Annotated in this window: 15 protein-coding genes; 6 read left to right on the forward strand and 9 right to left on the reverse strand. The window is 60.6% G+C overall.

Annotation, left to right across the window (positions count from 1 at the left end; translation table 11 throughout):
* The first annotated feature begins 16 nt into the window (after positions 1-16).
* Together GR183_RS01075 and GR183_RS01080 are read left to right on the forward strand one after the other, a co-directional pair.
* The gene (locus GR183_RS01075; RefSeq protein WP_160773739.1) at positions 17-871 is read left to right on the forward strand and encodes an extensin family protein; all 855 of its coding nucleotides are present in this window, start codon (positions 17-19) and stop codon (positions 869-871) included.
* A gap of 45 nt (positions 872-916) precedes the next feature.
* Positions 917-1579 carry an extensin-like domain-containing protein gene (locus tag GR183_RS01080; protein ID WP_160773740.1) on the forward strand — a complete coding sequence of 221 codons (663 nt, stop codon included), beginning with the start codon at positions 917-919 and terminating at the stop codon, positions 1577-1579.
* Positions 1580-1664: 85 nt separating this feature from the next.
* On the opposite strand, the gene GR183_RS01085 is transcribed toward GR183_RS01080, so the two are convergent.
* The 4 genes from GR183_RS01085 to GR183_RS01100 all read right to left on the reverse strand — a co-directional run bounded on the left by GR183_RS01085 (position 1665) and on the right by GR183_RS01100 (position 4160).
* Positions 1665-2066 carry a BA14K family protein gene (locus GR183_RS01085; protein WP_244313572.1) on the reverse strand — a complete coding sequence of 134 codons (402 nt, stop codon included), beginning with the start codon at positions 2064-2066 and terminating at the stop codon, positions 1665-1667.
* A 133-nt stretch (positions 2067-2199) separates the two neighbouring features.
* Positions 2200-2667, reverse strand: a complete 468-nt coding sequence (locus GR183_RS01090; RefSeq protein ID WP_160773741.1) for a BA14K family protein — start codon at positions 2665-2667, stop codon at positions 2200-2202.
* A 191-nt stretch (positions 2668-2858) separates the two neighbouring features.
* Positions 2859-3398, reverse strand: a complete 540-nt coding sequence (locus tag GR183_RS01095) for a BA14K family protein (protein WP_244313573.1) — start codon at positions 3396-3398, stop codon at positions 2859-2861.
* Positions 3399-3635: 237 nt separating this feature from the next.
* Positions 3636-4160, reverse strand: coding sequence for a BA14K family protein (locus GR183_RS01100; protein ID WP_312846755.1), 525 nt, complete (start codon positions 4158-4160; stop codon positions 3636-3638).
* Positions 4161-4523: 363 nt separating this feature from the next.
* On the opposite strand from GR183_RS01100, the gene GR183_RS01105 reads away from it, so the two are divergent.
* The 3 genes from GR183_RS01105 (at position 4524) to GR183_RS01115 (ending at position 7053) form a co-directional block, all read left to right on the forward strand.
* On the forward strand, positions 4524-5285 hold the full coding sequence (locus tag GR183_RS01105) for a HugZ family pyridoxamine 5'-phosphate oxidase (RefSeq protein WP_160773742.1): 762 nt from the start codon (positions 4524-4526) through the stop codon (positions 5283-5285).
* A 97-nt stretch (positions 5286-5382) separates the two neighbouring features.
* Positions 5383-6279: an alpha/beta hydrolase family protein gene (locus GR183_RS01110; RefSeq protein ID WP_160773743.1), complete on the forward strand. Its 897-nt coding sequence runs from the start codon at positions 5383-5385 to the stop codon at positions 6277-6279.
* Between the two features lie 6 nt (positions 6280-6285).
* Complete coding sequence (locus GR183_RS01115) at positions 6286-7053, forward strand: sulfite exporter TauE/SafE family protein (RefSeq protein ID WP_160773744.1); 768 nt, start codon at positions 6286-6288, stop codon at positions 7051-7053.
* 56 nt (positions 7054-7109) lie between these two features.
* On the opposite strand, the gene GR183_RS01120 is transcribed toward GR183_RS01115, so the two are convergent.
* The 5 genes from GR183_RS01120 to GR183_RS01140 all read right to left on the reverse strand — a co-directional run bounded on the left by GR183_RS01120 (position 7110) and on the right by GR183_RS01140 (position 13873).
* A complete protein-coding gene (locus GR183_RS01120; RefSeq protein WP_160773745.1) occupies positions 7110-8000 on the reverse strand; it encodes a hypothetical protein in 891 nt (296 codons plus the stop codon).
* 54 nt (positions 8001-8054) lie between these two features.
* The gene (locus GR183_RS01125) at positions 8055-8630 is read right to left on the reverse strand and encodes an NAD(P)H-binding protein (RefSeq protein ID WP_160773746.1); all 576 of its coding nucleotides are present in this window, start codon (positions 8628-8630) and stop codon (positions 8055-8057) included.
* A 64-nt stretch (positions 8631-8694) separates the two neighbouring features.
* On the reverse strand, positions 8695-9012 hold the full coding sequence (locus tag GR183_RS01130) for a YbhB/YbcL family Raf kinase inhibitor-like protein (protein ID WP_160773747.1): 318 nt from the start codon (positions 9010-9012) through the stop codon (positions 8695-8697).
* A 437-nt stretch (positions 9013-9449) separates the two neighbouring features.
* On the reverse strand, positions 9450-13058 hold the full coding sequence (locus GR183_RS01135; protein ID WP_160773748.1) for a hydantoinase B/oxoprolinase family protein: 3609 nt from the start codon (positions 13056-13058) through the stop codon (positions 9450-9452).
* 128 nt (positions 13059-13186) lie between these two features.
* Positions 13187-13873 (reverse strand): MBL fold metallo-hydrolase, encoded by a 687-nt coding sequence (locus tag GR183_RS01140; protein ID WP_160773749.1) that lies wholly within the window; start codon positions 13871-13873, stop codon positions 13187-13189.
* A 237-nt stretch (positions 13874-14110) separates the two neighbouring features.
* On the opposite strand from GR183_RS01140, the gene GR183_RS01145 reads away from it, so the two are divergent.
* Positions 14111-15073, forward strand: coding sequence for a TRAP transporter substrate-binding protein (locus GR183_RS01145; RefSeq protein WP_244313574.1), 963 nt, complete (start codon positions 14111-14113; stop codon positions 15071-15073).
* Positions 15074-15092: the final 19 nt, after the last annotated feature.

A 15092-nucleotide genomic window follows, 5' to 3' on the forward strand; every position in this document is an offset into this window, starting at 1 on the left:
CAGGCAGGGGCGGAACATGTTTCGAAGTAAAGCGCGGAACCTGCAAGGAAAAACCGCCGGGGACGGTTTTGTCGCGTTTCGCCGGCCATCGGTAGCCGGCATGATGTTTGCGGCGTTTCTGGCGCCCGTCACGTCCGTCGTGGCGGAGCAGGAAAACGCAGGATCGCTCGAGACCGCGGCGATGCCGATGGCGGCGACACAAGCGAGCGAGCCACCGCCGCGGGGGGCGGACGGGCAAGGTGCCGCGGTTGCCCTGCCCAGGGCGAAGGCGGCGTCCAGGGAACGCATCGGCGTCACCTTCGAGCTTATCGATTTCGAAAGGAAGCACGACGGGCCGGTGTGTTACATGAACTCCGGCGAACGCCGCGTATTGCCCGAAACGCTCGTGACGGACGGATGCGGAATATCCGCTCCCGTGGATGTGGATTCCTTTGGACCGGGCGGCACCGTGAGGCTGGCGAAAAGCGTGGTGCTCGATTGCGATTTCGCCATCGCCGTCGAAGCTTTCGTCGCAAACGAGATGAGCGACATGACGCTGATCCAGTTCGGTCAACGTCTCGTCGGGCTCGAAGCCGACGCATCCTCCGTCTGCCCGCAAGGCGATGCCGGCGCATCGGACGCGGAGGCAGCCACCGGCGGACGGGCGATCGAATTCACGGGCTTCACGCTTGCCGACAACAGCGAGGTCACCGTTTCCGACAACTGGGGCAAGCATACGCCCGAAGGAAACTTCCTCATGGTGCTGCAGAGAAAAGGATGCACGCGCTTTGAGGAAGTGCATGCGCCGGGCGAGCAGCGGCACGGAGGCGACGGGCTTCGCTTCGCGGCCCCCTGCGAGGGCGACAATTGCAAGGGCCGCCCTTGCCCGTGAAACAGCGTTAAGCCTTTCTTATTTCCGCTGCGTGACAGTGCGTGCATGCCTGCACGGACTCTCAAGATCGCGCTTGCGAGCGCTTGTTTCATGATACTGGCCGGGTGCGGCGCGCTTTGGGACACGGAAGAGCGCGAACCCTGGCGGGCGCGCGAAGAAGCGCAGTGCCTGGCGTCCGGCGAGGTGGAACGCACCCCTTTCATTCAACCGGCGCGCACGATTTCCGGCCCCGGCATCTGCGGTATCGACCACCCCTTCGAGGTGGCCGCGCTGCAGGGCGGGCAAGTCGGGTTGTCGGCACCGGCGACGATGAGCTGTTCCCATGTCCGGGAAACGGAAAACTGGCTTTCTGAAAGCGTTCAGCCGGCGGCCATGGCGATTTTCGGGTCCGCCGTCACGGAGCTTACGGTCGCCGCCTCCTACTCATGCCGCGGGCGGAACGGGGCGAGCAAGGGGCCGCTTTCCGAACATGCGTTCGCGAACGCTCTCGACATTTCGTCCTTCAAGCTGGCCGACGGGCGCAAGATCGCCGTCGAAAGCGGGTGGGGCGACATCTACGAAGGCGCATTTCTGCGCACGGCGCACAACGGAGCGTGCGAGCGGTTTTCGACGGTTCTCGGGCCGGAGGCCGATCGCCACCACCATGACCATTTCCATCTCGACCTTGCCCGGCACGGGCGCAACGGCGACCACCGCGTGTGCCAGTGAGAAGGCCGGTCGATATCCGTACCATGATCATGAAAAAGCCGCGCGCCCGAAGGGACGCGCGGCCTTGTTTGTCATCGTCCAGTCGTTACCGGCAGAAGCGGTACTCGCCCGAATAAGCGACGAAATAGCCGGAGCGCGGATCGAAGCTGCGGTACTTGCGGCTGCAATAGGAGTACCACTCCGGCGTCCATGGTTCCGGCGCGTATTCGACGTATACGCGCTCGCGGTAGACCGGCGCCGGCTCCACGTAATAGTCGCGGTAAACGCGCCGGGGCGGGGGAGGAGCGACATAGACCGGCGCCGGCGGGTCGATGTAGCGGGGACCGGACAGCATGGTCCCGAGCAGGGTTCCGGCGGCAAGGCCGGCCGCACCCGCCGCGATTGCCGTTCCCGGATCGCCGGCATCCGCCGTGGAGGCCATCGGCAGCATCATCGCGCCGGCGAGGGCGGCGGTCAGGCCTTTCGATATCGTCATTCCGCGAAGCATTCGTCTTCTCCGAAGATAGTTCCGGGCCGGTTCTCACGGCCGATACAAGTGTTTCGATTCTTCGAACCGGATTAGAGGACCGGAAAACGCCGAAACCATGTCCGGCGCTTGGCGAACCCGGGGAAATTTCAGCTTATTGGCAAAGCTTCCTGACACCCGAGTAGGTGGTGTAGAGGCCGGTTTCCGGCTCGAAGGAGCGGTACTTCCCCGAGCAGTAGCGATACCATTCCGGCGTCCAGGGGCGCGGCGAATAGTCCACTACAACCGGCCCGCCGTAATTGCCGTAGGCAGGGCCGCGGGGCGGCGCATAGACAGGGCGCGGCGGGTCGATGTATTCGCGCGGCTGCGACAGCGCGGAACCGAGGATCGCGCCGGCGGCAAGGCCGATCACGCCTGCGGCAACCGCCGCGCCCGCGTCGTTGTCGTGGCGCCTGCCATGGCGGGGGCGGTGATTGTGATGATGGCCGTGGTTGTTGCGCCAGCCATGGCGGTGGCCGGCTTCGGCGGAGGTGGTAACGCTCGGCAGGACGATGGCGCCGGCAAGGACGGCGGCAAGGGCCTTGGTGGCGAAGGTCCTGGAGATCGTGGTCTTGGAGGTCATGGGCTTCGGTCTCCGATTGCATCGCGGGGGCGGTGCGTTGAATTCGATGAGACCGTTATAGACAGGGGACCGTGAACCCGTTCTGAGATGCGCGTTCATCTGGCGTTCAGGTTTCGCGGCAGCAGGAGCGCAAGAAGAAAGCGCCGGGGCCGGCGCTTTCTCATTCGCTTCGAAGCCGATTGTTCCGCCGTTCAGTAGCAGAACCTGTACTGGCCTGAATAGGCAAGGAAATAGCCCGTATCCGGGTTGAAGCTGCGATAGCGCGAGCTGCAATAGCTGTACCATTCCGGCGTCCAGGGCGCATAGGCCCCGCGCCGATAAACCGGCGCCGGAGCAACATAGCGAGGTTGCGCAAGACTGCCGGCGATGATGGCGCCCGTCGCAAGGCCGATGATGCCTGCGGCAGCCGCGGCGCCCGGATTGTAGTAGTTTCCGCCGTAATAGTATCTGCGTCCGCCGTAGTAGCGCTTGCCTCGATAATAACGACGCCCCCCGCGATAGCCGCGCTTGCCCCGATAGCCGCGTCCTCCGCGAGCATAGCGCTTGCCTTTCCGCCAGCGACGCCCGCGCGACTGCACCTTCTGCACCAGAGCAGAGCTGTCTTGCGACGCGGTGACGGGCACCAGGGATTTGACAACGGGCATGGCGGCAAGAGCCGGCGTCTGTGGCAGGAACGACGTCACCGTAAACGCCAGGGCGACTGCCAGGGCAGGTGTTTTTCTTCCAGGCATGGGACCATCCCTTTCTGTTGCGCGCATTTTCCCGCAACAGGAGCAGCGCCAGAAAATGGCCGCCAGCCTATAATTTTGTTTTCGTGCCTCCAGCCGGCGTCCGGGGAAATTAACTATACGACATATTGTCCAATTTTTCGAGTATTCGATAAAAATACGTCAGAATGGCTGACAAAAGAGTGCCAGACGATATCTGGCTCTCTTTATGAAATCAGGCGTGAATTTGCGTGTATCTTGTCAGTTGCAGAAGCGATACTGCCCGGAATACGCGAGATAGTATCCGGTGTCCGGATCAAAGCTGCGGTACTTCGCTCTGCAGTAGCGAAACCACGCGGGCGACCAGGGCTCATAGCCGCCGGCGGGTATCGGCGGATCGATGTATTCGCGCTGCTGGGGCTTCGAAAGCGTGCTGCCGAGGATGGCGCCTGCCGCAAGCCCGATGATGCCGGCGGCGACGGCGGCGCCGGCGTTGTCCTTGCCGCGCTTCTTGCGGGGAGGCTGATGATAATGATCGTGCCCGTGATGGCGGCGGTCGTCCCGGCGGGAGTGGCGGCGGTCGTCGCGGCGCGAATGACGCCGGTCCTTGCGCCACCTTCGATCGCGGCGATGATCCACCTTCTGAACGAGAGCGGAAGTATCGCCATCCGTTACGGCAATTACAGGAGGCGCAATTGCCGGCATGGCAATGGCGGGCGGAGGCGGGGCAAGCGATGTCGCGACGAGCGCCAGGGCGGCGAGCGTAATGGGCAACTTTCTACTCACGAAAAAACTCTCCATTCGTGTTCGAACGCACCAAAATTGCATGTGCGGAGGATTCATAGCGGTCGCCCGTGTGCGACCTGTGGCGGAATTCGTGACAGCCTGCAACCGATATTGACGATAAGATGGCTGGCCGGATGTGTAACGGCTTGACGGGATCAACGTTCCATCACAACCGTGAGAGAGCCAGTGTGGTGAATTTGAAATACGCCTCGTTCTGGCGGCATCCTCCGAAGCGTATTTCAAATTCGAAGACCACACTGGCAGCTTTATTTTGCCAGTTACCCTTTTGAACCCGAAGTTCGTTCAGATCACGCTGCGACGGGAGACGAACTTCAGATTCGGGTAACTGGGCGAGGAGGATGAATGACAGACACCGGCGACGTGATACGCCCGACCGACGAGGGGGCGAGAAGGCTCGCCAGGCGATTGATACGTGCGGCGCGATTCGCCGCGATCGCCGTGAAAGAGGCGGAAAGCCAGGTGCCTTTCGTCTCGCGCGTCGCATGCGCAACGGATATCGACGGATCGCCTTTGATCCTGATCTCGACGCTTTCCGCGCATACGCGGGGTCTGATCGAATATCCCGTCTGTTCGCTCATGTTCGGCGAACCGGGCAAGGGCGATCCGCTGGCCCATCCGCGCGTGACCGTCATCGGCCAGGCGGAACGGCTGGAGCGCGGCAGCGCGGACGAGGGCCTTGCGCGGGAGCGCTATCTCGCCCGCCAGCCGAAGGCGAAGCTTTACGCCGATTTCGGCGATTTCGCGCTCTACCGGATCAGGGTCGAACGGGCGAGCCTCAACGGCGGCTTCGGCAAGGCCTTCGAACTGGTGCGCGATGACATTATGGTGGCCGCCGACAGGCTTGGCGGATTCGCCGAGATGGAAGCTGGCGCGGTGGCCCATATGAACGAGGACCATGCAGACGCAATCGCGCTTTATGCCCGCACTTTCGGCAAGGCGGACGAAGCCGCCGGCTGGGCGATGACCGGGCTCGATCCCGACGGTTTCGACCTGATGGCGGGGGATCGGGTGCTGCGGATCGATTTCGACCCGCCATTGTCATCGGTGGACGATGTCCGGCCGAGGCTCGTGGAAATGGCAAAGCAAGCCCGCGCGGATGGTTGACCCCCGGCCGGCTCCCTTCACGCGCGGTTTCGATTGATGCGCGCAAGGCGAGCCGGTAGGTTTCTCGTCGATGAATTTAGCGAATCCGGGACGTTTCATGAGCCGACTTTCTCGCACGATCGCCATTCTTCTGGCTGCGGTGCTGGCGACGACCGGCATGGCGCAAGCCGCCTTCAGGCTCGATTCACACAAGGACCGGCTGTTTCGCTATCCGGGCCTTCTTGCCGGAAAGCCCGGCGACGATTTCGTCATCGTCGACTACGACAAGCGCCGCGACATCCACCGCCGCGACAAGGAATGGGAGCGCAAGGTCCACGGCGAATACGTGTCCACCTACCCCAACCGCTCGCAAGAAGACCTGAAGCTGAAGGCGAACGGGCGCACCGTCAGCTACATCCGCGTCGGCAATGCGGAGCGCAACGCGAAAGCAATCGTCATTTATATCCACGGGCAGGGCGGAAACCGCTTCCAGGGCAACAACGACTGGAGCTTCGGCGGCAACTTCAACCGCATCAAGAACCTGATGGCGCGAAACGGCGGGCTCTATATCTCGCCGGATTTCGCCGACTTCAAGGGCCGCGGCGAGGCGGACATTGCCGCCATCATGCGCCACTACAAACAGACATCGCCGAACGCGCCGATCTTCGTCGCCTGCGGCTCCATGGGCAGTTTCCTCTGCTGGCGCCTTGCCAAGAATCCCTCCACCGCGTCGATGATGGGCGGCATGCTGCTGATGGGCGCGGCGTGGGACGACAGCTTCTTCTCAAGCTCCACGTTCAGGGCACGCAAGCTGCCGATCTATTTCGGCCACGGAAGCTGGGACAAGGTCTATGACTGGCAGAGGCAGGCGGCGTTCTACACAAAGCTCAAGAAACTATCGCCCGGTTATCCGGCCAAGTTCGCGCTCTTCGAAACAGGCACGCATGGCACGCCGATCCGCATGACCGACTGGCGGCTGATCCTCAACTGGATGCTGGAGGTCGGCGGTTATTGAGCGCGCATGCCTGATCTTTCCGGTTTCGATCCGCACTTCACGCTTGCCCAGTTTGCGGTGATCGCCTTCGGCTTCGCTTTCGCGGCCTTCTTGAAGGGGGCGACGGGCCTCGGATTCTCGACGACCTGCCTGCCGTTCCTCGTTCTGGCGGTGGGCCTCAAATCCGCGCTGCCGCTGATCATCCTGCCGTCGATTGCAAGCAACATCTTCGTCATGCGCCAGGCCGGGCACTTTCGTGAGACGGTCGCCCGCTTCTGGCCGATGCTGCTGGCGAGCGTGCCGGGGCTCATCCTCGGGCTTTGGCTGCTCGACACGGTCGACGGGGAGCAGGCGGCGATCGTGCTCGGCGGCGTGCTCGTCGCCTATAGCCTTTATGCGCTGAGGAGCCCTGATTTCACGCTCTCGGAGCCCGCGGCGCGGGCGCTCGCGCCGGTGTCGGGCTTCGCCACCGGGCTCGTCAACGGGGTGACGGGCTCGCAGATCATGCCGGTGCTGCCCTATCTCATTTCGCTCAAGCTTTCGCGCGAACGCTTCGTCCAGGCGATCAACTGTTCTTTCACGATTGGCAGCATCGTCATGGCGCTCGGTCTTTCGAAGCTGGGGCTGATGACGGTGGCGAGCCTTGCCGTCTCGGTTGGCGGGCTCGGCTTTGTCTACGCGGGCACAAGGGCGGGCGGGGTCTTGCGCCGCCGCCTCGACGAGACGGCGTTCCGCCGGCTGGTGCTGATCCTGCTTCTGACGCTCGGCATGGCGCTGGTGGTGCGGGGGATTTGAGAAATAACTTCTTTATTCATTATAGGTTATTTTTGCATTAAGCTTTTCGAAATCATTTATAGGTCAAGCATTCTTGGTTGATGTCTATTTTCAGGATCAATTACTTTATGGACCTTTATTATTTCGTGACGTGAACTCAGAAGAGCGCCAGAATTATCATATTCATACTGGTATCTTACGGTGCAGCGAAGCGATGTTCCAGGTTTCACAATCACGCGGCCTGACCTAAATTCACTTAGCCAATCTTCATCTTGAATATGAGCAGTTATCGGAGTTTTGCCATGCTTGAATTCCCATAGAGCGTTTCCGAGCATATCTGGCTTACGAACAAGCAATGTCATATCCATATCGCCTGTAGAAATTCTATCACGTTCTTCCGGAAGTATGTCGCTAATTAGTTCATTACTATTTTTATCTACATGGTAAGTTTCGCTTTTTGACTGAAGTGTAACAAAATCTTTTGGGCCCAGTAATTTTTTTGCGCCTTGGAACTGATCCATTGGAGGAATTATGTATCTAAGGGGTATCTGGCCAGGAAGTGGAAAAGGTCCAATTCCTGCATTTTTCGCAAGCGTATATAGATCCTCTTGTAGCTGATTTATTCTATTTCTATTTTCTTCTTTTTCTTTTTCATCAAGAAATTTTATTATTAAGTATTTAGCCTTTACCGCGTATGCGCCAATCTGTTGCTTTATATCGAATTCTTTTAAAGCGGCGTCGTCAATTTTTTCAATTTTGTTTTTTATCCATGATGTAATAGATGCAGATTCTATATTTTCCAGAACCATTATTGGCTTAATATTTGGATCGATAGAATTAAAGAATAGCTCATCGAACCGATGAAATGCAGAAAGCATCTCCGACATAGCGGTGAATACTTTTATGGGGTCTGAATTTCCGCGGTCGAATTCAATTTTAATACCGATATCTGCATCTTCTGGGCCCATCTGTATTGTATCCTATAGCACAATAAATTAAGTGGTTGAGTTGTGTGTTTATTATCAACCACGATAATTCAAAATGTCTACAGGGCGCAATTTCAGATCATCTCTTCCAAGCAGCTGCACGAGGGGAAACGCGGCGAGCGCGCGCAACAGGGCGGTTCCGCCATAGGCGGCAGGCGCAATGACGACGCCGGGGCGAAGGACCAACCACGCAAGCGCGCTTTCCTTCAAGGCGGCATCGGCGGCGGCTTTCGTCCGGTAGAAGGCCGTGGAGGACGTCGCGGATGCGCCCGGCGCCGAGATCTGAATGAATTTTTGCGAACCACCGCTTTCGCAGGCTTTGATCAGCGCCTTGATCGACCGTTCGTGGATGTCCGAAAGACTGTCCCGTGCCCCGTCCTGAAGGGCGCCGGCGGCGTTGATCACCGCATCGACGCCTTCAAGATACGGCGCCCATGCTTCGGGTGTGATGAGCGACGAAATGTCGGCAGCGATCCATTCGGCCCGCGGAAATATCCGCTCGCCCTTCTTCGGATTCCGCCCCAGCCCGACGATCTCGTGTCCTGAGCGCGAAAGCCGGCGGACGAGACCCATGCCGATGAGCCCGTATCCGCCGAGAATCAATATACGCATGATTAGCCCCCTGAAATAGCTGCAGTTTCAGGGGAGCAAGCGAAGATTGTCCACCGTGCCTGGATTACTTGGGCGGGAAACTCCGCGCGGCCTTGCCCTGGCCGAGGACCTTGTCGCCGGTTTCGCCGTATGCCGTGACTTCGAACTCGTAGCGGTGCGCGCCGTCGGGCGGGCAGGGGCCGGTGTAGGTGAATGCGCCTTCCGGGATCTTGCCCGTGCCGGTGTAAGGCACCGTCCCGCCGCCATGCGGGAAAGAGGGGGCGTCCAGATCCGTCATCTTGAACTCAAGCGTCTTCGTGCCCTTCGGAACGCCCGAGATGTAAAACGCTGGCGGAACCGAAGAACACTTGTGAGACTCGTTCCAGGAAAAGCTTACGCCCATCGGGGCGACGGTTTCTTTTTCACTGAAAAGTAACGTTTGGCATCCCGAAAGAACAAACGCCGAAAGCGCCACCACCGATATTCCGCTAAATTTCATGCTTTGCTCCTCTGTCGGAAACCGAAGCGATCTCCCGAAAGAATCCATCAAGCGATATCAAATACATATTACTTATAGTGCAAACAACTGATAAAACGGCATTACCTAAAGTAAATATGACTGTAAAATTTCTTACGTTGTTTTATTTTTTGTAATCAGAAATATAAAATATCGTAATTTGATTATATATTGCGGTAATGAAAAGATATTTTGATCGGAATATTGTATTTTCAGGACTTAAAAGGCATTTGGAACAAAGAAACGGCCGCCTTCATGTGCGAAGGCGGCCGTTCTTGTGAGTTGTCGGCGAATTATCGTCGGAAAATCTGGGCTGTTCTTGCTTACGCCTTGCCCCAGCCGCCGGCTGTCGGCGTGACGACGATGACGGCTTCGCCGGCTTTGAGCACCGTCTGGTCGCAGCCCTTCAACTCTTCCATCTCGCCGGTGTCGCGACGCACATAGGTGTGGCCGACTTCGCCGTCCGCCCCGCCGTCGAGGCCTTTCGGAGGCACGGTGCGATGGGAAGACAGGATCGCGCAGTCCATCTCCTGAAGGAAACGGATCGTGCGGCGCGTACCGTCGCCCGCCGACCATTTGCCCTTGCCGCCCGAACCTTCGCGGATGTGGAAGTCTTCCAGCAGGACCGGATAGCGGAATTCCAGCACCTCCGGATCGGTAAGGCGCGAATTCGTCATGTGGACATGCACGCCGTCCGTCCCGTCGAAGCCGGGGCCCGCAGGAGAGCCGGAGCAGATCGTCTCGTAATACTGGTACTGGTCGTTGCCGAAGGTGAGGTTGTTCATCGTGCCCTGGCTGTTGGCCATGGCCTTGAGAGCACCGAATAGCGCGTTCGTCACGTGCTGGCTCGTTTCCACATTGCCGGCGACGACGGCTGCCGGGTAGGCGGGCTTCAGCATGCATCCGTCGGGTATCACGATGTTGATGGGGCGCAGACACCCCGCGTTCATCGGGATGTGGCCTTCCACCATGACGCGGAAGCAGTAAAGCACCGCCGCGCGGGTGACGGGCTCCGGCGCGTTGAAGTTGTTCGGCTTCACGTCCGACGTGCCGGTGAAATCGACGGTCGCCTCGCGAGCCGCCTTGTCCACCGTGATCCTGACCTTGATCACCGAGCCCTGGTCGGTCGGATACTCGTATTCGGACTCCGTCAGCGCCTCGATCACCCGGCGCACGCTTTCCTCCGCGTTGTCCTGCACGTGGCCCATGTAGGCCTGCACGACGTCGAGCCCGAAGTGGGCGACCATCTTGCGAAGCTCCTTCACGCCTTTCTCGTTGGCGGCGATCTGGGCCTTCAGGTCGGCGACGTTCTGCGTGACGTTCCTCACCGGGTAGGGGTGGTCGGTGAGGATCTTCACCAGGGCCTCTTCTTGGAAGGCGCCCCTGTCGACCATCTTGAAATTGTCGATCAGGACGCCTTCCTCGTCGACCGTGGTCGCGCGCGGCGTCATGGAACCGGGCGCGGTGCCGCCGACATCGGCATGGTGGCCGCGCGAGGCCGTCCAGAAGAGGATCTCCTTGCCCGCGTCATCGAAGACGGGCGTGACCACGGTGATGTCCGGCAGATGGGTGCCGCCGTTGTAGGGCGCGTTCAGCGCGAAGACGTCACCGGGGCGGATATCGCCCTTGTTCAGCCGGATAACGGTCTCGACCGAGCGGTCCATGGAACCCAGGTGCACCGGCATGTGCGGGGCGTTGGCGACAAGCGCGCCGTCGGAATCGAAGACTGCGCAGGAGAAGTCGAGCCGCTCCTTCACATTGACCGAATAGGCCGTGTTCTGGAGCGTCACGCCCATCTGCTCGGCGATCGACATGAAGAGGTTGTTGAAGACCTCGAGCATGACCGGATCGGCCCTGGTGCCGATCGCCTCCGTGCGCTTAAGGGCGACGACGCGGTTGAGGATCACGTGATCCTTGGCCGTGATCTCCGCCTGCCAGCCGGGCTCGACCACGATGGTCTGATGCGGCTCCATGACAAGCGCGGGGCCGGGAACCTTGTGGCCGGAGGCAAGATCGGCGCGCAGATAAACCCGCGCCTCGTGCCATTCGCCATCGGCGAAGAAGCGGGTCGTGCGCTCGATATCTGCGTCGGCCGTCGCAAGGTCGCGGTCGCTTTCCTCGATGCCCGCACCGCCGCCGATGGTCTCGACCTCAAGCGCCTCGACGACGATCGGCTTCTCGTCATAGGCGAAGCCGAACTGTGCCTTGTGAGCCTCCTCGAAGGCCGAAATCATCGAGGGAATATCCCCACGCTCGACGGGAAGGGGCGTGTCCGTGCCCTCGTAGCGAAGGTGCGCGCGAACCACCGTCTGGCGCTCGGAAGCCGGAATGCCCTGCTGCTCCAGTTCCTCCTCCGTCTCCTTCGAAAGGGCCGCGCCCAGCTTGTCGAGTTCGGGAAGGACTGTATCTTCAAGCCGCTTGACGACGGCTTGCTGGCGGGTTGCGCGGATATCGGCAAGGCCCATGCCGTAGGCCGAAAGGATGCCGGAAAGGGGATGGACGATGACCGTCTTCATGCCAAGGCTGTCGGCAACCGCGCAGGCGTGCTGGCCGCCCGCCCCACCGAAGCAGGTGAGCGCATAATGCGTGACGTCATAACCGCGCTGGACGGAAATCTTCTTGATGGCGTTCGCCATGTTTTCAACGGCGATCTTGAGGAAGCCGTCTGCGACGTCCTCCGGCGAGCGGCCGTCGCCGATCTTCTCCGCCATTTCCTTGAACGCGGCCTTCACGGCGTCGGCATCGAGCGCCTCGTCGCGGCCCGGGCCGAAGATCTTCGGGAAGAAATCCGGAATGAGCTTGCCGACCATGACGTTGGCATCGGTAACCGCAAGGGGGCCGCCGCGCCGGTAGCACTTCGGGCCGGGATTGGCGCCCGCGCTGTCCGGGCCCACCTGGAAGCGGTTGTCCTTGTAATGCAGGATCGAGCCGCCGCCGGCCGCGACCGTGTGGATCATCATCATCGGCGCGCGCATGCGCACGCCAGCGACTTCCGTCTCGAACGTGCGCTCATAGTCGCCGTCATAGTGGGAAACGTCAGTCGACGTACCGCCCATATCGAAGCCGATCACGGATTCGAAACCAGCCATCTTCGAGGTCTCGACCGCGCCGACGACGCCGCCCGCGGGGCCGGACAGGATCGCATCCTTGCCCTGGAAGAGATCTGCTGCGGTAAGCCCGCCCGAAGACTGCATGAACATCAGCCGGCAGCCGGTACCTTCGATCTGAAGTTCGCCCGCGACCTGCTCCACGTAGCGGCGCAGGATCGGCGAGAGATAGGCATCGACGACCGTAGTATCGCCGCGCCCGACGAGCTTCATGAGCGGTGAAACCTCATGGCTGACGGAAACCTGCGGGAAACCGACCTCGCGGGCGACGCGCGCAACCTGCTTTTCATGCTCGGGGTAGGCGTAGGCATGCATGAAGACGATGGCCAGGGAACGGATGCCGTCGTCATAGGCCTTCTGCAAATCTTCGCGAACCGCCTCAAGGTCGGGTGCGGCCTCGACCGTGCCGTCGGCGCGGGTGCGCTCGTCCACTTCCACGACCTGTTCGTAGAGAAGCTCCGGCTTGATGATTTCCTTGGCGAAAATGTCGGGCCGCGCCTGATAGCCGATCTCCAGCGCGTCGCGGAAGCCCTTCGTGATGACAAGAAGCGTGCGGTCGCCCTTGCGTTCCAGCAGCGCGTTGGTGGCAACGGTCGTGCCCATCTTCACGGTGGCGATCTTTTCCGCCGGGATACGCTCCCCGGCGGCAATGCCCATCAGGTCGCGGATACCCTGGATGGCGGCGTCGCGATAGGCTTCCGGGTTTTCGGACAGCACCTTATGGGCCTTGATTTCCCCGTCCGGCGTGCGTGCGACGATATCGGTGAAAGTGCCGCCGCGATCGATCCAGAAGTCCCACTTGGCTTCAGAGTTCGCCGTTCCCATGATGTGCTCCGTCCCGTTGCAGGGCCTGCGCTGTCTGGACGATTAAGTCTCATTCGCGCGCGGGCCGATCCGTTATGGCGCCGACATTGATAAATTATCGATAAAATGTCAACGTCAGTCTCGTCCGCTCATCGGAAAAGGAGCGGCATTTCCTGAACGCCCGTCCAGGAAAGCCTGCCGCTCTCGTCCGTGCGGATGGTCGGGAAATGGCCCGGCACGATGATGCGCCCGCGCCTCAACACTTCACGCAAGGAAGCGGCGCCGCGCTTTTCCGGGTCGAATTCGAGATCCGGGATGCAGGTGGAGGCCTCGCGCGCGGTCTTGAGCGCGTCGGCGGCAAGCACGACCGGGCCTTCGGGCGAGGACAGCTCCAGAGAAATATGCCCCGGCGCGTGACCGGGCGTGGGAAAGGCGGTTACGCCGGGCAGGATTTCCTCCTCGCCGTCGGTGAGGCGCAACTCGCGACCCTCAAGCAGCATCGGCAGGATGCGCGGCGTGACCCAGTCCTCATCGAAGGGCGTTTCGACATATTCGCGCTCGGTGAGGCTCATGACGACGGGTGCGCCCGGAAAAAGATCAAGGTTGAGGACATGGTCGAAATGGCCATGGGACAGGATCACGAGGTCGATGTCGCCCGGCGCAAGGCCGCGCGCTTCGAGCGCGTTCAAAAGAAGTTTTCGGGTAACGCCGTGACCGCAGTCGAACAGGGCGCGCGTCTTGCCGGACGTAACGAGGACGATGGAGGAAATGCCGAAAAAGCCACCGTGGAAGGCAAGGCTCGAACCTTCGACGAGGACGTCGTATTGCGGGGTCAATGTAAACGTTTCCTTGTTTGCGGATCTCTCCGAAGTACCCGGGTGCGACGATTACCATCCTATCGACCAAAGGCGATGGCGGCCAATAACGACAATTTGTCGATAAATCGTTGACGTTTGTAAAATCTGCGCATACCCTTCCCCCGTGGCATCATGAGGCGCGCGCGGACAGGTTCCGCAAAAACGCGCACAAAATAAAGAGGGGATTCCACGATGACATTCACGAGAAGGACTCTCATGGCAGGTGCCGCGGCCGTTGCCTTCGCAGCAGGAACCGCGACCGCCGCCTTCGCCGAAACCAAGTGGGACATGCCCACGCCCTATGGCGACAACAACTTCCACACGATGAACATTGCCGAATTCGCCGGGGACGTCGGCGAGGCGACCGGCGGATCGCTGACGATCCAGGTTCATTCGGCAGGCTCGCTCTTCAAGCATCCGGAAATCAAGAACGCCGTGCGCAAGGGCCTTGCGCCGATCGGCGAGGTGCTGATCTCCCGCCTTTCCAACGAAGACCCGATCTTCGGCCTCGATTCCGTACCGTTCCTGGCAACTTCCTATGACGATGCCAAGAAGCTTTACGACGCCTCGCGCCCGCTTCTGGAAAAGAAGCTCGAGGAGCAGGGCCTGCAGCTTCTCTTCGCCGTGCCGTGGCCCCCGCAAGGCATCTACGCCAAGAAGGAAGTGACGTCCCTTGACGACCTGAAGGGCGTGAAGTTCCGCGCCTATAACGCCGCAACCGAGCAGATCGCCCAGCTTGCGGGCGCCGTGCCGACGCAGGTCGAGGTGCCGGATATTCCGACCGCCTTCTCCACTGGCCGGGTGGACGCCATGATCACCTCGCCGTCGACGGGCGCCAACACCAAGGCCTGGGATTTCCTCTCCCACTACCACGACACGCAGGCGTGGCTTCCGAAAAACATGGTGATCGTCAACAAGGCCGCCTTCGACGCGCTTTCCGACGACGAGAAGAAAGCCGTCCTGGACGCGGCGGCCGAAGCCGAAACGCGCGGCTGGGAAGCCTCCAAGACCGAGACGGCCGACAAGACCAAGGTGCTTTCCGACAACGGCATCACCGTTGTGGCTCCGAGCGACGCTCTCATGGGCGGCTTTGCCGAGATCGGCGCGACGATGGTCGAGGAATGGAAAGCCTCCGCCGGCGACGAGGGCGCGGCGGTAATCGATGCCTACAGGAACTGACCGACGAAGGGCCGGTGTC

This window comes from Stappia sediminis, assembly GCF_009826895.1.
Classification (GTDB): domain Bacteria; phylum Pseudomonadota; class Alphaproteobacteria; order Rhizobiales; family Stappiaceae; genus Hongsoonwoonella; species Hongsoonwoonella sediminis.